Source organism: Prevotella sp. ne3005 (assembly GCF_900110085.1).
Lineage (GTDB): Bacteria > Bacteroidota > Bacteroidia > Bacteroidales > Bacteroidaceae > Prevotella.
The window spans coordinates 391,564-412,347 of record NZ_FOCK01000003.1 but is presented as its reverse complement, the minus strand read 5'-3'; the positions used below and the strand labels follow the sequence as shown (position 1 = coordinate 412,347).

Here is a 20,784-nt window from a genome sequence, read left to right as displayed (position 1 = left end):
AAGTGTTTCCTGCCTCTTTTTGAGTAAAAGACGAGAAATGACAGATTTCTGTACTATTTTTGACGGATTTCTACAGGTAGGATGTGGCAGATTATGAGTACCTTTGCAGATAGAAAAAACTATTGATTATGTATATGATAAATGACTCAACGGCCATTGTACTTCAAGAAGAAGTTATAGCTCAGAAATTGGATAGTTTCTCTAAAAGCAACAGGAACGATCCGAATAAATACATTGTCTTCGGGATGATGGACTGTACTCTCCAGAACCTTGCCAGACGGGCATGGGACCTGATGAATCGTGGCATGCAGGGAGTGGCTATCTCTTGTGATAAACTGCATACACTTCAAATCAGCCTTACATCGAAGAAAATGATGCAACTATTCAGAATCATGGAGGATAGGAATTCCTATCTTCTCATATCTTTGGGAGATGAGGACTCTGTTTTAGAGGAATTAAAACAAGTGGTCGCAGAATGTAAACGTTTGAAGGTTGTTTTATGGGATACACATTTAATTGTAAATTAGTAGTTGGTTACATGTTAGTTAAAATTAGTTAGAAGAAATGTCCTCATGCTGTAGCGACAGTGATGAGGACTTTTCATAAAAAAACGAGTGTATTTAGAATAATTTGATTATATTTGCAACAAAAATAAAGAGTAAGATGAGAAAAGTTACATTATCATTATTGTTAATGCTGGCGCTGGGTATGCTGGCGCAGGATGTGGATATGAGCCTTGCCAGGCATCATTTCTTCTATGCCGGGCAAAGCAAGCGAATGAGAATGTTCATCGTCAAGGATGGACATGTGTCTTGGACTTTTGAAGATAAACAAAGGCGGGGGGAGATCAGCGATGCCGTTTTGATGACAGACGGGCATATCCTTATGGCTCATCAATATGGCATAGCCGAGGTGACACAAGACGGTCAGACCGTTTGGCAGTATGGCGCTCCAGAGGGTACGGAGATTCACACCATCCAGCCTATCGGCCAAACGCATGTGGTGTTTATCCAAAACGGTAAGCCTGCCAAGGGGGTGGTGATGGAGATTCCGTCGAAGCGAATTGTGAGGGAGTTCGAATTGCCGACATCAGAAAAAGGGTCTGTTCATGGTCAGTTCCGCAATGCGCGCCTCACCTCTCGTGGTACACTTCTCATAGCGAATATGGCTTTGGGCTGTATTCATGAGTACAACAGCAATGGTAAGGAAGTTGACCGTTGGGAAGGTTTCCTACCCTGGTCTGTACAGGAACTGCCCAAGGGAAATCTCTTGATTACCGGACGAAAAGGACATCTTCAGGAGATTACCCGCCTGGGAGAAACCGTCTGGGAGATGAACACAACAGACTTCGGCATCACACAGCCTCAAAAGACGGTCCGACTGAAGAACGGCAACCATATTATCAACAATTGGTATAACGAATGGAATAAGGAGCCTATGGATTCTGCCAATGCCCCTGTGCAGGCTGTGGAGATAGGCAAGGAAGGAAAGGTGGTTTGGCAACTTCGTGCATGGAAGGATCCTGATTTGGGACCATCTACCACCATCCAGCTTTTAGATGATGCAGTCAACCGCGATCGTCTGTTCTTCGGTGAGTTCAACCCCCAGTTTCCCAAACTCTTTGTCGGGCCAAACGAACCGATAGGCACAGGCTGTGGTATTCATCCGGGTCGTGTGGCCTGGATTCACAGTCCTGGTGTGGCCAAGTGGGATGGCAGGACTGGATTATGGGTGGAGGATCGCTGGAATGATCAGGATAAGGCCGATGCCATGATGGCTGAGGCTGTCATCCAACTGACAGGAGAGCCCACACCCCAGAAGGCATGGAAAGCCTTGTTCAAGCATTTCAACAAGACCCACGGGCGTGGTAACCGCGGTTATAAACGAGGCGAGAAGATTGCTGTAAAGCTGAACATCAACAATGCCATTACACATCACGATACGATAGAATTGAACTCATCACCCTTTGTCACCTTGGCACTGGTGCGCTCAATGGTTCGCGACGGGGGTGTCCGCCAGCAGGATATCACACTCTGTGAGCCAAGTCGTGCTATCACAGACTCTATATATAATAAGGTACACAGGGAGTTCCCTGAGGTGGTGTTCATTGACAATATTGGAGGCGACGGACGCCAAAAGTGTGAATACTATCCTGAGCAGATTGTATATTCAGTAGATAATGGTAAGATGGCACGGGGACTGGCCAAATGTATAGTGGATGCCGATTACCTCATCAACAGTGCACTGCTGAAGACACACTCTGGACCTGGCGTTACGCTGACCACGAAAAACTGGTACGGAGCTACTGACATCAATTTGCTCTGGCGGCAGAATTCTCACAACAACATCAGTCAGGACAAACGTCATGGGAAACCGGGTTATAAAACGTTTGTGGATTGGATGGCGCATAAAGATATGGGACAAAAGGCTTTGCTCCTGATAATCGACGGTACATACGGCTCTCGTGACGTGAATGGTGCACCTGCCCCCAAATGGCAGAAGGAACCATTTAATGGCGACTGGGCTTGTTCGTTGATTGTGTCTCAAGACGAGGTGGCATGCGATGCTGTTGGCATGGATATCCTGATTGGCGAATGGCCGGAGTTTGGTAGCCTAAACTATTGCGATGAGTATCTGCGCGAGGCGGCTTCGATACCGTACGCCCCCAGTGGTACTGTCTATAAGCAGGAAGGTAAGCCCTTAGAACAGCCTCTCGGACTTTTTGAGCACTGGAATAAAGACCATAAGTACACCAAGATAGACCTGAAATATAAGAAGTTATAACTATGAGACGGTTATTGTTTATTAGCTTTTGTTTATTTGCAGCCATTGTTCAGGCTCAGGTGACTGATGCCTTTCAGGGTATATTACCTGTGACTGAACCACAGATGAAAAAGAGTCTGAATGGAGAGTGGAAGCTGAAGGTGGTAGAGGGTATCACGGACGAAAAGACAGTTCCTCCTGCTGATGACACCTGGCGTATGATTCCCGTGCCAGGATGTTGGGAGGCGTATGGCTTCTGTAAGCCAACCTATCATAAAGCCGACTCGTTGACAGGCTATTATCGGACAAAGTTTACAGTGCCTGCGGCATGGAACGGTCAACGTATTATCATTCGCTTTGATGGTGTGCTTTATGGCTATGACCTGTGGATTAATGGTAAGGCCGTCGGTTCATGGCGTTCCGGCTATAACACGTCGCTCTTCGATATCACGGATTTCCTTACCCCCCTTAAGGGGAGGGGACGAGGTTGGGGTGAACAGCAGTTGGCCATGCGTGTCATCTCCCAGTTCCCTGGCAGTGATTTCGACTACAACGATGATTGGACGCCCAGTGGCATCTTCCGTGATGTGACACTGATGGCGGTTCCCAATACTCATCTGGGAGATCTAACCATACGAACGAAGAATGATGGAACGGTGATGGTTAAAACTGAGGTCGTTCATGCAGATAAAAGTACAGAGGTCAATCATGACATTTTCGATGCTCAAGGCAACTGGGTGTCAGGAGCGAATGGAGATTATTTGACGGTCTTTGAACCTCATCTTTGGACGGCAGAGACGCCATATTTGTATACCCTGCGCACAACCCTCTCACAGAAGGGTAAACCCCTCCAAACCTTTGAGCATAAATTTGGTTTCCGAGAGCTGACAATCGATGGAAATATTCTGAAACTCAATGGACAGCTTATCAAATTGCGTGGTGTCACCTCTCACTCTACTGACCCCAAGACGGTGAAGGTGATTGACGAGGTTTCTATCCTGAAGGATATGAAGCTGATGAAGGAAGCTTCTATCAACTATATCCGTACCTCGCACTATCCTCGTGAGCCTCGTTTCTATGAATTGGCAGACTCGTTAGGATTCTATATCATCAATGAAGTGCCTTTTGGCTATGGAGACAAGAACCTCTATGACTCTACCTATTATGAAGTGCTCCAGCAACGCGCACAAGCAACTATCCGCCGTGACAAGAACCATGCGTCGGTACTGATGTGGAGCCTGGGCAATGAGAATCCTTTGACGGATATCTGCATCCGGTTGGGCGACTATGTAAAACGCGAGCTAGATTCCTCACGCCCCATCTGTTATCCGCAAGTGGGCAGCTACTTCCGCAAATTTAACTACAACTTCCCCAAGGTGGCCGATATCTATACACCTCATTATCCTTCTACTTCGCAGATAGCCGATTTCTATCAGCGGGCAGACCGTCCTGTCATTTTCACCGAGTATTGTCACACCTTAGGCATCTCGCTCGAAGATCACGACCGCCAGTGGGAGATCATTGAACGAACCCCCTGTATAGCGGGTGGCAGCGTTTGGGAGTGGGTAGACCAGGGAATGCCATTCCATGCCAGGTTGAAAGACAGGTTTGGCTATGAAGAACGGGTGTTTACCTCTGATGAGGGTGGCTTCGAGATGTGTGGCAATCAGGGTACTGATGGCCTGCTCTACGCTGACCGAACACCACTCCCCAACTATTACGAGCTTCAACACAACTACGCCCGTGCCTTTGTATCAGCTGTTGAAGATAATATGCTACAGATCTGCAACCGTTACGACTTTCTAAACTTGAAAGATAACGTGACATTCCATTGGACTCTAACGAACAACCGCGATACGATCATCCGAGGCGCATTCAGCCCGGACTGTGCGCCCCATGCCACAACCTCATATCCGTTACAGTTGCCCCAGCAGAAGGGACTTTCCTTGCTTCAGTTTGATATCGAGGATGCACAGGGTCACACATTCCTCCATCAAAGTTTTGTGTTAAACAAGCCCCAAATGAATTGGATAGGTAATGGCAACCCCATGGCACTCATACAAGAAGGACCGATGGTTCGTGTTGGTCGGAAGGCGACGATGGCAGAACAACTCAAGTTGAAAGACCAGCGTATCGAGAAGTATCTTCAGCCTTTGGATAATCCATACGTCAAAGCTGAAATGCAGACCACTCAAGAGGGGTCAGCTACCAAGGTCTGCTACACGCTGACACCTGACAGCACCAATGTATTCCTGTCAGAATTAGGCATAGCATATCTCCTTGACTCCTCCTTTGACCGTGTTCAATGGACAGGACAAGGGCCCTTTGCCAGTTATCCGGGCCGCCATCAGGCCAATCGCTACGGCTTCTGGGCGAAGCATATGGACGATCTCTACTTTGAGGGCAACCGTATGGGTGTGGATGCCGCCCTTTTCAGTAGCCGAGATGGTAATGGCCTCTTGATCGTTGGCGACAGTCTGAACATGAATTTCGAACAGAGCGACCGTGGCATCGTGATGACCGTTAATGTGGCTGTCTCGGGACAAGGTCCAAAGTTCGCCAGAAGTGCCTTCCCCGTTATCTCCAAGGAGGTGGGCACTTTGTCTGGCAACTTCCGCATCTATCGCATCGATGCAAGTTCATGGCCAAAGATCTTTGACCGCCCGCAGGCTGTTCCAGCCGCCTTCCATCCCTTCGTGACGCAATACGACACCTATTTACTAAAATATAGTGACATCACTTCACAGCATAGCCCCAGATGGTGACGCCTGATGTGGCACTCATCACGGTAAAGCTGGACGTGCTCTCGTTCTTTGGCTCCAGATACTGTTCGACCATCACGCCCTTATAGTCCTGACCATTGATGGTGACCGTGAAATAAGAGGTGCCACTCTTGGCCGACCACTTACCCGTGACGGCACCAGAGATGTTGCCCGTAGCGTCGAGTTCTACATCGACTGGCTTCGAATAGGCCTTCTTGGTGTGGTCGAGTTTGTAGTCGTGGATCAGCATCTTGTACTTGCCGGGGATCTGGTCAGTAGCCACATACTGCTTGGTCTTGATCTTCGCCAGCGTGGTCACTTCACCGGTGTACTCAAACGGGGCTGCCACCAGCCAACCATCCTCATTCTGGAACAGCTGGTGTACACGTACCTCATGGGCCTCGCCCTTGTTCTGGAAACGGGTATGATAGACGAGATAGGCGCGGCCATCCTCTGCAGCGATGGCTGAGTTGTGACCCTGCGAGCGCTCGGAGCTGGCTCCTACGGTCTTGTTGCCCCATTCGCCATAGGCTCCAAAGATATTGGTTCCACGGTTTCCGTCGTTCTCGCCAGAGCCGAAGTTCAGGTAATACTTGTCATAGAGGGCCGTGGCATTCTTACTGTCGACATAGGGGCCGTCAGGCTTCTTCGAGCGGAAGACGCGAATCTGATAGCCACCGTTGTTATAGTCGGCAGGAACACCACCGGCAGCCAGTCCGCCATAGCTCATAAAGAGATAGTAGTAGCCATTGATGTATTCAATGTAGCTGGCTTCGCCCGAAGCGTAGTAGCCACCGGCAATCTTCTTGCCGAAATAGGGGTCGACGGTGATATCGTTGCCCTCGCCCACCTGAGAATAGGTCACGTCATAGTCGCGCAGACCGGTCTCCTCGTCAAGCTCCAGCATGTAGATGCCACCGCTCCACGAACCATAAGAGAGCCACAGTTTGCCGTCCTCGTCGTAGAACACGCAGGGATCGATACAGTTGGGATAACGCTCGCCCCAACGGTTGCCAGTGGCATAGCGTGAGGGCAGTGTGGCTTGAGTGCCCAGCACTAACTCCAGATCGGTATCCTTGTAGGCCTTGTTGCTATAGAAGCCACTGATGACCACGGGACCCTCGTAGAGATACGGACCAGTAATCTTGGAAGAGGTCATCAGTACGATACTGGAATACCAGGCGTCGCCGTTGACGCTCATATACATGCACCACTTGCCTAGCTTCTTGTTGTAGATGACATCGGGTGCCCACAGGTTGCCGTCGATATTATAGCCGGCACTACCACGCTTCGCCCATGCCTGAGCGTTGAAGGCGGGGAAGTCGACCTGCTGGCCACCTTTCTTCACCTTCGTCACGGCAGGTGTCACAAACGCGGTATTGGGGAGTGCATCGCCAGAGGAAGCCGAAGCAAAGGGAATGGTTACAGTGTTCCAGGCGAGGAGGTTGGACGACCAAGCATTGGCTCGATGCGAGCCAAAGATATAATAACGCTTGGATTCTGCGTCGTAGACCACGCTGGGGTCATGAACACTTACTGATTTCAGATCACTGGGGAAGTAGGTCTGCTTTTCGTCATCGCCATTTGGCGTGGGTGTAGGGGTAGGTGTTGGCGTAGGGGTAGGTGTTGGCGTAGGTGTGATATCCGAATCATCATTTCCTCCACCGCCACATGCGAATAACACCACAGTTAGCAACAGACAACTCCATTTTGTAATTTTCCTTTTCATTTCATTCAGTTTTAGTAGTTTTCAACTTGTATGCAAAGATACGAAAAAACGACAACATCTCAAAGCGATTATAGAAGATTAACGCTTCGATTCTTCCCAACGAAAAACGGCACCATTGCGTCGGGCTGGGTCTGCGCCAGGGAAATCCATAGAATAAGGACTGCCTGTGGTCGGGCTCTTTCCGATATATCGATGGGTACGCATTGACATCAGCATGAATTCATGATTCAGGTAGTCCTGCCACAAAAATACTTCGGCTTTCGATTCCTCTGTAGTCAAACGCACATCGCCAGCGATGCCGTAACCAGAGCAGAACACATAGCGTCCATCCCCACACTGAAGAAAGACTTGTCCTTGTCCCTTGTCAATAAGTCGGAAACGTGTCTGTACGCTATGATCAGAAGCATCAGTGTCGTATATCAGACCATGAGGCAGTGCTATCATTGGTTTTTCTGTAGCGAGATTGATGATGCGGAACCAGCGGTCGGCGGCCGAAGGGGATGCCAACGTCTTGCCATAAGGGATGTTGCCACTGCGGTCTGCCTGTGGTTCCTCTACTGAGAAGTTATCAAACTCTGCATAACCTCCGTTCTTTCCCTTATAATTGAAAGCGAAGAGTGCGTGGCGTGATCCCTGAAAAGAGATGAGCTGATAGCTGAGGGGCATTTCGCGCCCTATCTGTTGATAGTGCTCACCGTCGAGTGAATATTCATAGTGGGCAGAGTCGTGATCGTAGTTGCCCACGATACGGAGCCACAGCTTATCTGTTGTGACAGAGGTGTCGATGGTGTCGTTGGTTGCTTGTTCGAAGCAACGGAGAATGGTTTGTTGGCCATCCTTCACAATACCAATCCAGGAACAAGGCACATTGATGTTGCCAAGACCAGCCACATCGCCATCCTTCATGCCTTTTGTATAGAGTTCAACAGTGGCGACAGATACAGGGCCTATGACACGTTGAGTAAGAGTGTTGCGCGCCCACATCAATTGCTCAGCTGGCATCGACTGCAAGCGTAGACGACCGTTCTTCAATCTCCATTTACTGTCATCTGGATTATGATTCCATTGCCAAACCCGCCCGAGCGTCTTGCCATTGAAGGTCTCACTGCGCTCATATGGAGCATGAGGTTGGACACTTGCATTGATGTTGGGTTTGAGCCAGGTTCGAGGTGCACGGCCTAAATTACCTTCCAAACCAAGCATGGGCCAGCCGTCTTTCCAAGTGATGGGGGCTAATGTCACCGTGCGACCTATGCTGTGGAAATCCATCATCAGCAGTGCCCACCACTGTCCACTCTGGTCTTCAACGATGCCACCCTGATGGATATTGGTGCAGGCTGTCGCATCCTTGTCGACTTCTGGAATACCGAACTTCGTTCCATCATGGCCAATACGATATTGTTCGCCTTGAGGAACCTGCGTTAATGAGGCTGCATGATAGCCAAAGGTTTCATCGGCAGTGATGGTAATGGTTTCATAAGGTCCCCAGATACTTTTCGAGCGTGAGCAGAGGGTACGCCCATTGGGACGATAATCGGTAGAGATCAGGTAGTACATCCCACCTATTTTATACATATGATGTCCCTCCCCAACAGCATTACCTTCTGGGATGATGGTACGCTCTGTCTCTTCGATGGGGCCGCTCATGTCAGACTTTAATTCTGTGCACTTCACTTCACCATAGCCATGAATGGCATAGATTTTTCCATCGTCATCGAAGAGTACAGAAAGGTCGTAGATACGGCCTTGCATATTATGATGTTTCCACGGTCCGTGAATATCTTTTGAAGTATAGCACTGCAGACCTTTGCCATTGATGTTGGTAAACACATAGAACTGGCCATTGGCATAACGGATGGCAGGTGCCCATACCCCCTGACCGTATATTTCCTTGTGATTTTTCAGAGAAAAAGCATCGTCGTCGAAATCGAAACGGTCGAAACAATACGAGATATTCTCCCAGTTCACAAGATCCTTGGAGTGCAATATGACCAATCCTGGAACAGTATGCATAGTGGTTCCTGCGAGGTAGTAATCGTCGCCAACGCGAAGGATGTCTGGGTCGGAGAACTCGTCGTAGAATAGTGGATTAGTATATGTACCATTGCCATTGTCGGCAGTCCATGACTGAGCATGAGCTGCAAACAACGAAAAGTGAAAAGCGAAAACAAAAATAATCGCTATTATATTTAATCTACAACTTACTCTGAATCTTTTACTAACCATCATTTTTCACTTTATCACTTTTCGTTTTTACTCTTAATTTAATTTGGGCCATCCGTCAGAAGTCCAAAGGATTGGGCGTTGTATCAGGATGGAAGCACCTCCATGGGCAACGCTATAGCCATGGCAGATGAAAATGTCCTCACCATTGAAAGTATATGCTGCACAATGTCCGGCAGCCTCGAAATTCTTCTTGTCACCCTCAAGGAAAAGCATTCCGCCACCGTCGCGCATGTCTTTGCCATCAGGGTCAAGATAGGGCCCATCAATGGTCTTGCTGCGTCCAACAGCCACGCGGTAGTTGCTTTTAGAACCTTGACAGCAGTAGTCCCAGGATACAAACAAGTAGTAATAATCGTTGTGTTTGAAGATAAATGGAGCTTCAATCGCATTAGGTCCGGCAAAGTCGGACGTAGGATTCTTAGGAGGATTAGGATTGGTAGAGAGTGTCTTCTTGCCGTCTGGATCAGTCAGGTTATAACGGCGGGCAATAGTGCGAGGTTTTTCGCCTGCAGCAATATGCATAGTCGTGTCGAGACGGGCAAGTTGAATGCCATCCCAGAAAGAACCCCAAACGAGCCAAGGGTTATCGTTGTCATCGATGACGAAGTTAGGGTCGATGGCGTTCCAGTTGTCGCGCCCCTCGCGGGAGGTGACGATACAACCCTCATCGTCCCATACAGGGAAGGAGAGCGAACGCTTGGAGAGCAGGCCAATGGCCGAGCCGTTACGCCCAAAGGTCGAACAGCTGTAGGCAAGCCACCACTTACCGTGATAGTTAATGACATCTGGAGCCCACACATGGATTCGGAATCCTGGTACGGAGTCCATTGCCCACTGAGGGATGACAGACATGGCAGGCTCAGGCAGGACCGTCCAGTTCTTACGGTCATTAGACGTCATCTGCTGGATACCCATGCCCGTGGCAAAGATATAATAGGTACTGTCCTCAAAAGCCATGACGGGGTCATGTACCATCGGGGTGTCGGTTACGAATGGTTCTTTTGGAGTATGGCGACGCTGCTGTCCGGCTGCTGAAACAGATACGATAAGGGCTAGCAGCGACCACATGATTGTTTTCGCTTTCATTGGATTGCTTTTTTAAAGAAGGAAAAGATAAAGGGGACGGGCTTCACAGTCCGCCCCCTCCAAAAGAATACTAACTAATTAATTAATGTGAAGAAACTAGTCTTTTACTCGAATACCAGATGGCTGCCATCGATTGTGAAGCGGAAGTACAGATCTTCGCCGATGATGGGGCTGATGCCAATGTAATCCTGTTTGTAGGTCTTACCATCGTTGCCCTTCATGACGCACTTCACGTCGGCAGAACTGCCATTGTTGGTAACAGATACAGTACAGATGGCCTCGTCCATAGCTTTGAGCCATGCAGCCCAGTCACTCTGACCACCACTCGGTGTGCAGGCAGCATAGCTGTCACCCCAACCGTAGTTGTCAGCACGTACCACAGCATATTCGGTGTTGTTCTCCTGAGTCAGGACAACGCAGAAATTATTCCAGTTGTTAGCCCCGGAAGTAGAGTTCTTGAATCGCTGGGTAACAGTATGGCCTTCGGGAACACGCAGCATCTGAGAGTGGGCACCCCAGAAGGCGGTAGAGTTATCCTCGGCACCGATTACGTCACTAAACTCAATATGGCTGCCATCAACCGTAAAGTTGAAGTAGAAGTTATCGGGATCAACAGTGTTGATGCCCATGTAATTCTGTACGTAGACCTTGCCATCAGTACCCTCCATGACGCACATCACATCAGCGGTTCCATCGCCATTGTTAGTCACAGCCACAGATACCTTTGCACCGTCCATAGCCTTGAGCCATGCAGCCCAGTCGCTCTGGCCGCCGCTCGGTGTGCAGGCTGCATAGCCGTCACCCCAACCGTAGTTGTCGGCACGTACCACAGCATACTCCTTGGAGCCGTCAGAGCTGCAGAGAACAACCACGAAGTTGTTCCAGTTGTTCTGACCATTGGTATAGTTGGTGAAGCTGGAAACGAATGTCTCCTTCGGGCCGACCTTGATGTTATCTGAGTGAGCACCCCAGAAGGCGGTAGAGTTGTCGGATGCACCTACGCTGGTGTAAATCTTGTCGACGACATCGAAGGTGGCAGATGCCATCACGGCCTTGCCAATGAGTTCACCCTTATACGACTTGTTATAAGCCACCAACAGCGTCTTAGTACCCAGAGAGTTAAGGTCAGGAATAGCCTGGAATGACAGTTCGCTGGCAGGAACATCCTTCGAGACACCCTGCTCGAACTGAACGGTTGCCGTCACATTGGCCATCGCCACATTGAGGTCAGAACCCAGAAGTACCTTCTTGGGTACACCATTCAGGGTCATCGACAGAGGCTGCTTGTCCTCCTTAGAGGTGAAGCCACCGATAGGCTCGATGGTAGAACCGAGGAAGTCGATGAATGAGCCCTCGGGCACCAGGAAACAGCGGATTGTCTTATTCGATGAATCGGCATTGAGATTGGTCAGCATCGTAGTCTGATTATAGATTTTGGTTACCTTACCGTTGGTCATAGTAACCACCAAGCCACCAGCGGTACGATCGACGGTCAAGGTCACCTTACCGCCTAACTTGTCGACGCCAGCATCAGTATCAGTATCGAAGGTCAGCGTACTTGTCACCAAACTACGGTCGATATAATCACCCCACTCAGAGTTACCGCTGGGCTGATTATCGAATCGGATGGCACCATACTCCTTATAACTACTTGCACCACGGTCCTCATCGTTACAGATAATTAAGGCGAAATTCTTATAAGTGTTGGAGGCACTGGGATTGATGTTCAGGTTGAACTGGGCAATCCACTTTTCATCCGCAGGAATCTGATAGTACTTAGAGAACTGTGCCCACCAGCCTGTAGAGAAGTCGGTAGCACCAATCGTGTACACGTCCTCCTCGAGGCCTTCGATGATAATCTCACCCTTTCCCTTGTTGGCTTCGGCAATGGAGTCGATCATGGCCTGGCGCCAGTCGGGAGAATTAACGCCATACAGATCACCGCCCTCACAGCTTGTCAGGCTCAGCATTCCAAGAGCTGCTGCGCAGAAAGCGGTTGCTATTTTATTGAGATGTCTCATATATCTTTTATCTTTAATGTTAAAACTATAAGCTAACTGTTACTTACCCAGATTTACAACAGGGTGTACCGTCCAACCCTTGCTTGAGAAATAGCCGGCATTGCTGCTCGTGTAGTTGGCAGAGTTACCGACGAGGTTGGGGTTATTATTCAGCGTACCCTGATAGATGGGCAGGAACTCGTGGCCATCTAGCCAGGTGTCGTAAGAGCTCTTGCTGCATGTCTTGTAGTCAACGGGATCCTTCGGTGTATAACCGATGAGGCCATTGTCATAATCAGATTTCGTCCAGAAGTTGAAAGCACCATGTTCCTTAATCTGCTGCAGACGGCCGCTATCGTAGAAGAAGCCCCAGCGGATAAGGTCGAATCCACGGCCGAACTCACAGCCGAACTCCTTTGGACGCTCCACGTTGGCAATCTGCTCGAACAGCTTATCCTTAGTGTCGAAGTCAGAGAGTTTCAGGCTGGCCAGCTCAGCACGGTTGCGCACCTGGTTGATCCAGTCGATAGCCTGTTGAGTAGGACCGTTGACCTCGTTCTCGCACTCGGCAGCACGGAGCAGCACGTCGGCATAACGCATCATACGGAGGTTGATACCATCATGAAGACCAGTCACCACCTTGTCGTAAAGACCTGTGCGGAGGTTAGTGTGCTTGGCAACGGGCAGACCACCGTAGTTATTGTTGGTCACAATGTAATTATCAGCAGTCATAGCGTCTGTATAGCATACATTACCATACTCAAAGCCATCCCAGTCGGTTTCGTAAGTACCGATAGTCCAGTAGAGGCGGGGATCAAGCTTACCGCTGGTAGTACGCTCCTGCTTGAAGAGGTTGTAGAGCCAGGGAGAAGCAGAGAGGTCAGCCCAGCCACCATAGTTACCAGGACCGAAGTTGCTCTCGATAGCAGAACCCTGTGTAGCGTTGGCACTGGTGTTCACCGGTGTCCACTCATCGTCGGTACCTTGAGAACCATAGTCGAGGAACTGTACCTCGAAGAGACTCTCGGCATTGTTCTCATACTTAGAACCCTCACGGAAGTTGTCACCATAGTTCTTCATCAACTCATAGTGGCCGTATGTACCGCCGATGATGGCTTTCAGCACGTTGAGAGCCTCGCTGTACTTGTGGCGAACCATCAGTGTGCGAGCATAGTAGCCGGCAGCAGCACCACATGTGGCACGGCCCTGAGCCCACTGGCCACCCTCGTCGCGAGAGGGAAGCAGCGTCATGGCCTCGGCAAAGTCTGCCTCTACCTGGTCGAGCACCTTATCATACTGCACATTAGGATCTTCACCTTCTGTTTCAGAGTTGGCGGCATAGAGACCGTCGAGTGAAGAGTAAGAGTTATAATCCGTAATCAAGGCAGGATTCTGATAGTAGCCAGCCAGCATATAGTATGCCAGGCCACGGAGGAAGAGTGCCTGACCCTTGATGCGCTTTATCTGATTGTCGAGCGAAGCATTATCGCTGCCAGTACGTGAGAGCACGAAGTTACATACGTTGATGGTGTAATACCAGTCACGCCAAGACCATTGGCCAATTTCATCAGTGATAGGCTCGTTGAGGTCGTCGAACGGCATATACCATACCTGTGAGGAGTTCCATACCTCGTCACCACGACATACGTCGATCATATATCCTACACGAGCGTAGGTACCCTCCATGCGGATATGGTTGTAGGCAGCTATCACACCTTCTTCCAGGTCTGCGGCAGAATAGCCGTAAGTACCTGTGGTCTGCTGGTTGGGGTTTGTCAGTTCCAGCTTATCGTTGCACGATGTGAGTGTGCCGATGCCCAGTAAAAGGGCTAAGGAAAATTTATATAGTTTCATATGTTATAATCTTATTATATGATTCTCGTAAATCTTTTAGAATGATAAGAGGATACCGCCCATGAAGGTACGTGGTGTCGGGAACGAACAGAAGTTGTAACCCGGTGTGAACGTACCGCCAGCATAGTCGACGTTGTAACCATGATAGCCAGTGAAAGTATAGAGGTTCTGTGCAGAAACGTATGCACGGACACCACTCACGTAGCCGCCGAACCACTTGTCGGGGAAGTTGTAACCCAGCTCTACGTTGGCAATCTTCCAGTAAGCAGCGTTCTGGATCTTGCGCTCGCTGAAGAGGTCGTTCCAAGCCAAAGTAGCATTGTTAGCTGCATAGGTACGGGGAACATTCGAAGTATAGGTACCGCCATCCCACTGGTTAGCAGAAAGCATACCTGTCTCCTTATTACCATAGCCGTAGCATGAGTTCAGGCTGTTGTAGATATCATCAGAAACATGATAGTTGAGGGCACCGAATGTAGAGATGCTCAGGTCGAAGTTCTTATACTCCAGGTGTGCGCTCAAACCGAAGCTGATCTTAGGCAGACCACTGCCGAGCACGGTCTGGTCCTGTGCATCAATCACACCGTCGCCATTCATATCCTTATAGAGGCAGTCACCGACATTAGCACCAGGCTGCAAAGCGTGGTTGTCGAGGTCGGCCTGTGTACGGGCAATGCCTTCATAGACCCAACCATAGAACTTACCTACTTCCTCACCTACGTATGTGGCATAGGCACCGGTGATATAGCTCTCAGTACCGAAACCAAGTGAGGTCACCTTATTCTTCAGTGTGCTCAGGTTGGCACTGATCTGGTGCTTCAGAGGATGGTCGTTGTTACGATAGGTTACCGAGAACTCAAAACCGCTATTTTCCATAGAGGCAGCATTCATGGTTACAGAAGTGTTGGCCACACCTGCATTGGCAGGAACGGGAACGCCATACAGCAGATCCTCTGACTTGTTCTTATACCACTCAGCCGTAAACTCGATACGGTTGTTGAAGAATGCCAGGTCGATACCAATGTTAGTGGTCTTCTTTTTCTCCCAAGCGATGAGCTCATTCACATAAGTAGAGACGGCAGAACCGGTGACAGGCTGATTGCCGAAGCTATAAGTCATGTTATTACGCATCATAGTTGCCTGATACATGTACTCACCGATGTTCTCATTACCGAGTTCACCATAGCTGGCGCGAATCTTGAACATGTTTACGATGTTGCGGTCGATGGGGAAGAAATTCTCCTTATCGAAACGCCAACCAATAGAGACTGATGGGAAAGTTCCCCAGCGGATATCCTTTGTCAGACGTGAGCTACCATCACGACGAACCACAGCAGAGAGCAGGTACTTGCCATCGTAGTCGTAGTTCAGACGACCGATATAAGATGACATAGCGTGCTTGTACTCGTAAGAGCTTGCATCGCGGCTACCTACGGCATTCTGCAACTGCAGGAAATAAGGCTCAGAGAAGTTCACGCCCCAAGCATTCAGCTCGTCGGTATTCTCCTCCTCATAGGTGACACCACCTAACAGATTGATGTGGTGCAAACCAATGGTTCCGTCATAGGTCAGCGTATTCTCAACCAGGAAATCAGAGTAGGTACGTCTGTTCTTTGTCAGCTTCTCATTGCTCTTATCGAGATATACACGGTTACTCTGGATCCAAGCCGAAACCCAAGTCTTATCCTGAGCATTCGTCTTGCTGTAAGAGAGGTTGAGCTTATAATTGAGATGATGGTTCTTGCTCTTTACGCCTACCATCTCCAGCAGGTCGAAGTCTGCTGAACCTGTGGCCACAACACGGTCAACGATGGTATTACGGGTCAGCATGTTGTTCACCAGCAATGGGTTGGAAGCTGAGATATCACCATGTACAGTGTCATAATAAACACCATAGCCATAGGCATCGTAGTTGAAGCTGCTGGCATTTCCTACCTTGTCATCGAGTACCCATGTAGAAGGATCGTAGGCTTTGATGGTAGGCTGCATCAGCAGTGTACCGCGTAACACGTTGGTAACGTCGCCATAAAGACCCTGTACATACTCTGAAGCATTGGAAAGACCCATACCGTCCTGATTAGAGTGAGAGTAGACGAGGCTGGTACGGAACTTGATGAACTTGGTCTCCATCGTGTTGTTAACACGGGCAGTGAAACGCTGATAGTTAGGACCTGCACCCTCGAGGGTACCCTTCTGCTGGAAATAGTCCAGACCTATATTATATGTATTATGTGCACCACCACCGCTCAGATTAACGTTGTGGTTCTGGCGGATACCAGTCTTGAATACTTCTTTGAACCAGTCGGTATTGGTGTTGTCCTGGAACTTATAGGCAGAGCCGTCCAAGCTGTAGCCACCAGGCAGAGGTGTGCCAGAGTTGGCGCAGGCCTGTCCGAGATACTGGCTGTACTGATTTGCATTCATCACGTCGTAAACGCCCTTGTCGATGACATCGACACCGAAATAGCCTTTATAGTCCACCTTCAGGGGCTGGTCCTTCTTACCACCCTTGGTTGTGATGATTACCACACCGTTAGCAGCACGAGAACCGTAGATGGCACCAGCAGAAGCATCCTTCAGCACCTGGATAGTCTCAATGTCGTTCGGAGAGAAATCGCGGATGGTAGTACCCATGGGCACACCGTCGATCACATACAGCGGAGCAGTGCTACCGAAAGAGCCGATACCACGGATACGTACTGAAGGATCGGCACCTGGCTGACCGTCGGAGGTAATCTGTACACCGGCCACCTTACCCTCAAGCATCGTAGAGATGTTTGAGTTGGAGGTGCGCTTCAGCTCATCAGCATTCACAATAGACACCGAACCGGTCAGGTCGGCCTTCTTCTGAACACCATAACCCACGACAACCACCTGCTCAAGCATCAGGGCGTCGGACTCCATTTGAATCTTTTCAATGATCGCACGCCCGCGAACGGCGATTTCGCGATCCTTGTAACCCACATAACTAACCACGAGAGTTCCATTGGCTGGCGCATCAATAGTGAAGTTACCATCAAAGTCGGTAATAACACCCGTCTGGGCGTTCTTCAACTTGATTGTAGCACCAATGAGTGGCTCTCCTTCTTGATCAACAACCTGACCACTGACCTTGATGGTCTGGTCTTGCTGTACCGATGCCATAGCAGTCGTCGGACAGAGTGTAAATCCTGCCAGAGCACTCGAGAATAGCATCGCAGAGAATAACAATTCTTTTCTCATTGCAAATTGATATTAGTTTAGAAATTAATAAAATTAGTAAAAAATCTGCTGCAAAGATAAAAGATATGAAAAAAGATAAAGTGGACAAAATGATTTATATGGTGGATAAAACGAATTTTATCCCCCTGAGTGCGTTTTTTCCACTTCTTGAGCTATATCAAGTTGCCTTTTGATATATGTCAAGACCAAGAACTGGGGTTTGTTCCAAATAGTTTAGTGAAACAACGGGTAAAATATTTGGGGTCATTAAAGCCTACGGCGTACGCTATCTCGGTAATATTCCGATTACCTGTCTTGGATGACAACATCTCCTTGGCCATATTCAAGCGGTAGTTACGGATGAACTGTCCTACTGGAAGTCCAGCCTCAGCATTCAGATGCTTGCTGGCTACACTCCGGCTCATGCCAAGAGCGTCACAGAACTCCTGAACACCGAACTCGGAATCCATGTAGTTCTTTTCCATAATCTCCATCACACGCTCCATAAACGGTTTCGTATTCTTTTGCACTACCTCGCGATCAGCTTCAACACTTTTTGATACACTCTTCATGTAGCGTTCCTGGTTATCAAGGATGGTGCGGATACGGTCTTGCAGTTTTCGGGGGTCCTCCGACTCTTCAAGCACCTCACGGATAGGATTAAGCAATTGCTCTGCCTCTCGCCGCTTCAGTTCCATCACCCGTCTGTTGTACCCATAAATAATCAGACCCACCAATAAGATGCTAAGTAACAGGCGGAACCACCAACTATTCCAGAAAGAGGGGTTCACCACGACCTCGATGGAAGCAGTCTCAAAATGATCTGATGAAGCTACTGACAAATATCTCACTTCAAAGACATAGCGGCCGGCAGGAAGCGAATTATAACGAACGGAATGTTCACCCAACGTGAGCGTGTTCCATTCATTATCAAGTCCCTTCATCCTATAGCTGAACATGGTCTGTTCTTCATTGCCATAGTCTAAGGCGGAGAAAGAGATAGAGAAGGAACGATTGCTCTCACGCAACTGAATCGAAGAGGCTATAGAGATATCTTCCGCCAGATATTCTCCATCAGCCATGGCGTCCTGATTGTCCACCATCAAGTGGGTAAAGACAAGTTTGCCTTTTGGTTTGGACTCTGTATTCTCACCAAGTACCTCTATCAAACCTCCTTCACTGCCCAGATAAATAACGCCAGAATCGTCTCTCATGGCAGAATTCCAATAAAAGTGTTGGTTGATTAGACCCTCTTTCTCGAAATAATTTGAGAACACCCGGGCTTTAGGATCATATACCGACAATCCATTTTGGGTGGTTACCCACAAGCGTCCATTCAAATCCTCCACAATACCCTTGACACCTCCGAATGCCAATCCGTCTTCTGTCGTCAAGGCCTCAAAATGTCCACGCTGGTCTTTGGCATCCTTCACTAAGCGATATAGTCCATAACCATTACTTCCTAACCACAGTGTCCCGTCTTTAGTCTGATAAAAAGACGAAATCTTGTCTACAATACGAGAGTTGTGTTCATCCAGCTTATGGGTTATGCCTTCTGTCTTAAAGGGTCTATGCCCATGTCGCCCGGAGTTCAGGTCTACAACCCTCAGTCCTTGCATACAACCCATCCACAGAAAACCGTCATGGTCGACAATGGCACCAATACATCCTGTTACATTACGGCATCCCTCAAACGGCTCTTCAATCTGACGACTCTTAAAATTATAGAAGAGCAGGCCTGCATTACTTCCTATCCACAAACCGTCATTGATGGAATCGATGGCAAGTGCACCAACAAAGCCCGTCACCCATTGATAATCGCCAGGCAGTTCCAGGCGTGAGATCTGATGTGGTCCTTGTCTGTTTGTCACACACAGTCCTCCGCCCCAAGTTCCAATCCACAATCTGCCATATTTATCAGCAGCAAGGGCGGACACACTGTTATGCGACAACCCGGAATTGGATGTCGTGTAATGAATATAGCTAAGTGAACCTGGCTCACGGAGGTTCAAGCCACCTTCAACCGTTCCCACCCATAACTGGCCATTAGGTTCAACGTACATGGCGTTGACGGCATTGGGTGACAAAGAATGGGCGTCAGCCGTATGTATGGAGTTGCGTAACAGAAGGCGACGAGGAGATAAGCAAACAATACCGCCAGACTCTGTTCCAATCCATATCTGCCCTTGGTACTCGCGGATACAATGCACGAAATCGCTCTTCAGAGGGGGCGTGCTTTCCGTGGTCCATGCGGTAAAGCTGTCTGTCTGGTCGTCGTAGATGTTGATACCTCCCAAGGAGCCAACAAGCAAACGGTTGTCAGCTGTGACAGCCAAGCTGGACAAAAACACATGGGAGAGAGCACCTGGAAGGGTGGAATGATGGTATTCAAACAATTTCTGCTGGTAGACATCAAAACGGTAAAGACCCAAGTTGGTTGCAATCCATACCATGTTATTTCGCTTCAGGATACCAGTAATATAATGTTCCTGCAATGGCTTTAGGAAAGAGGAAATCTCCTCGCGTACCAGCTTGCCGTCTTTTTCCACCAATCGATAAAGGCCACCATCGATTCCCAGCCATGGTTTACCGTTACCTTCAACATCGCAAATGGCCATATCAAGCATCTGCCAAGGATGTGGATAGGTATAGATTTTGTCAATCTCTCCCTCACTGGTGAAAGAAACAAGGCTTATCTGAAGGTCATTGATAATCCAAATACGTCCGAGGGCATCACGATAGGTCTTGATAGAGGCCTGGGTTATTAGCTTCTTGAGTTCGGCATGATCAGGGACCACCGACTTCATCGTCATGAGGTCTATGATGTTGATACCCTCATCGAAAGCGACCCAAAGACGGTGGAAGTTATCTTCAGTGATGCTCCTGCACGACTTACTGTTCAGGTCAAGCCGAGGGGTCACCATGTCATATCCATCATATCGTACCAGACCACCGCCATAAGTTGAGATCCACAGGAATCCGTTTGAATCCTTGAAAATGTCGCTTACGTTATTATGCGGCAACCCGTTGCTCAGATTGAGATAGGACTGGTTATACCGTTCTGTCAGGATGTTCTCGCTGCCCATGCTGGCCAGCGAAACCAGAAGACAGAGCATCAATCCGATAGTGCGTCCCTTGAAGGTCTCTTTATTCATAAATATGC

10 protein-coding genes are annotated in these 20,784 nt (G+C 48.9%); 3 read left to right on the top strand and 7 right to left on the bottom strand.

Going from position 1 to position 20,784, the window contains the following annotated elements:
• Positions 1–134 precede the first annotated feature (134 nt).
• The 3 genes from BMY16_RS06425 (at position 135) to BMY16_RS06415 (ending at position 5,528) form a co-directional block, all read left to right on the top strand.
• On the top strand, positions 135–527 hold the full coding sequence (locus BMY16_RS06425) for a hypothetical protein (RefSeq protein WP_170836027.1): 393 nt from the start codon (positions 135–137) through the stop codon (positions 525–527).
• A gap of 136 nt (positions 528–663) precedes the next feature.
• The gene (locus BMY16_RS06420) at positions 664–2,784 is read left to right on the top strand and encodes a DUF362 domain-containing protein (RefSeq protein ID WP_091841006.1); all 2,121 of its coding nucleotides are present in this window, start codon (positions 664–666) and stop codon (positions 2,782–2,784) included.
• A 2-nt stretch (positions 2,785–2,786) separates the two neighbouring features.
• Positions 2,787–5,528, top strand: a complete 2,742-nt coding sequence (locus BMY16_RS06415) for a glycoside hydrolase family 2 TIM barrel-domain containing protein (protein ID WP_091841004.1) — start codon at positions 2,787–2,789, stop codon at positions 5,526–5,528.
• Here the strand turns inward: BMY16_RS06415 and BMY16_RS06410 are convergent.
• From BMY16_RS06410 to BMY16_RS06380, 7 genes are all read right to left on the bottom strand, one after another.
• Positions 5,500–7,254: a glycoside hydrolase family 43 protein gene (locus BMY16_RS06410; RefSeq protein ID WP_091841003.1), complete on the bottom strand. Its 1,755-nt coding sequence runs from the start codon at positions 7,252–7,254 to the stop codon at positions 5,500–5,502. The two genes, BMY16_RS06415 and BMY16_RS06410, sit on opposite strands and share 29 nt — an antisense overlap.
• A gap of 78 nt (positions 7,255–7,332) precedes the next feature.
• Positions 7,333–9,480 (bottom strand): glycoside hydrolase family 43 protein, encoded by a 2,148-nt coding sequence (locus BMY16_RS06405; protein WP_091841053.1) that lies wholly within the window; start codon positions 9,478–9,480, stop codon positions 7,333–7,335.
• A gap of 33 nt (positions 9,481–9,513) precedes the next feature.
• Positions 9,514–10,566: a family 43 glycosylhydrolase gene (locus BMY16_RS06400; protein WP_091841001.1), complete on the bottom strand. Its 1,053-nt coding sequence runs from the start codon at positions 10,564–10,566 to the stop codon at positions 9,514–9,516.
• 104 nt (positions 10,567–10,670) lie between these two features.
• Complete coding sequence (locus BMY16_RS06395; RefSeq protein ID WP_411267769.1) at positions 10,671–12,587, bottom strand: hypothetical protein; 1,917 nt, start codon at positions 12,585–12,587, stop codon at positions 10,671–10,673.
• Positions 12,588–12,626: 39 nt separating this feature from the next.
• A complete protein-coding gene (locus tag BMY16_RS06390) occupies positions 12,627–14,420 on the bottom strand; it encodes a RagB/SusD family nutrient uptake outer membrane protein (protein ID WP_091841000.1) in 1,794 nt (597 codons plus the stop codon).
• Positions 14,421–14,456: 36 nt separating this feature from the next.
• Positions 14,457–17,642: a SusC/RagA family TonB-linked outer membrane protein gene (locus BMY16_RS06385; protein WP_091840998.1), complete on the bottom strand. Its 3,186-nt coding sequence runs from the start codon at positions 17,640–17,642 to the stop codon at positions 14,457–14,459.
• A gap of 179 nt (positions 17,643–17,821) precedes the next feature.
• Positions 17,822–20,776, bottom strand: coding sequence for a two-component regulator propeller domain-containing protein (locus BMY16_RS06380; RefSeq protein ID WP_091840996.1), 2,955 nt, complete (start codon positions 20,774–20,776; stop codon positions 17,822–17,824).
• Between the last annotated feature and the right edge of the window lie 8 nt (positions 20,777–20,784).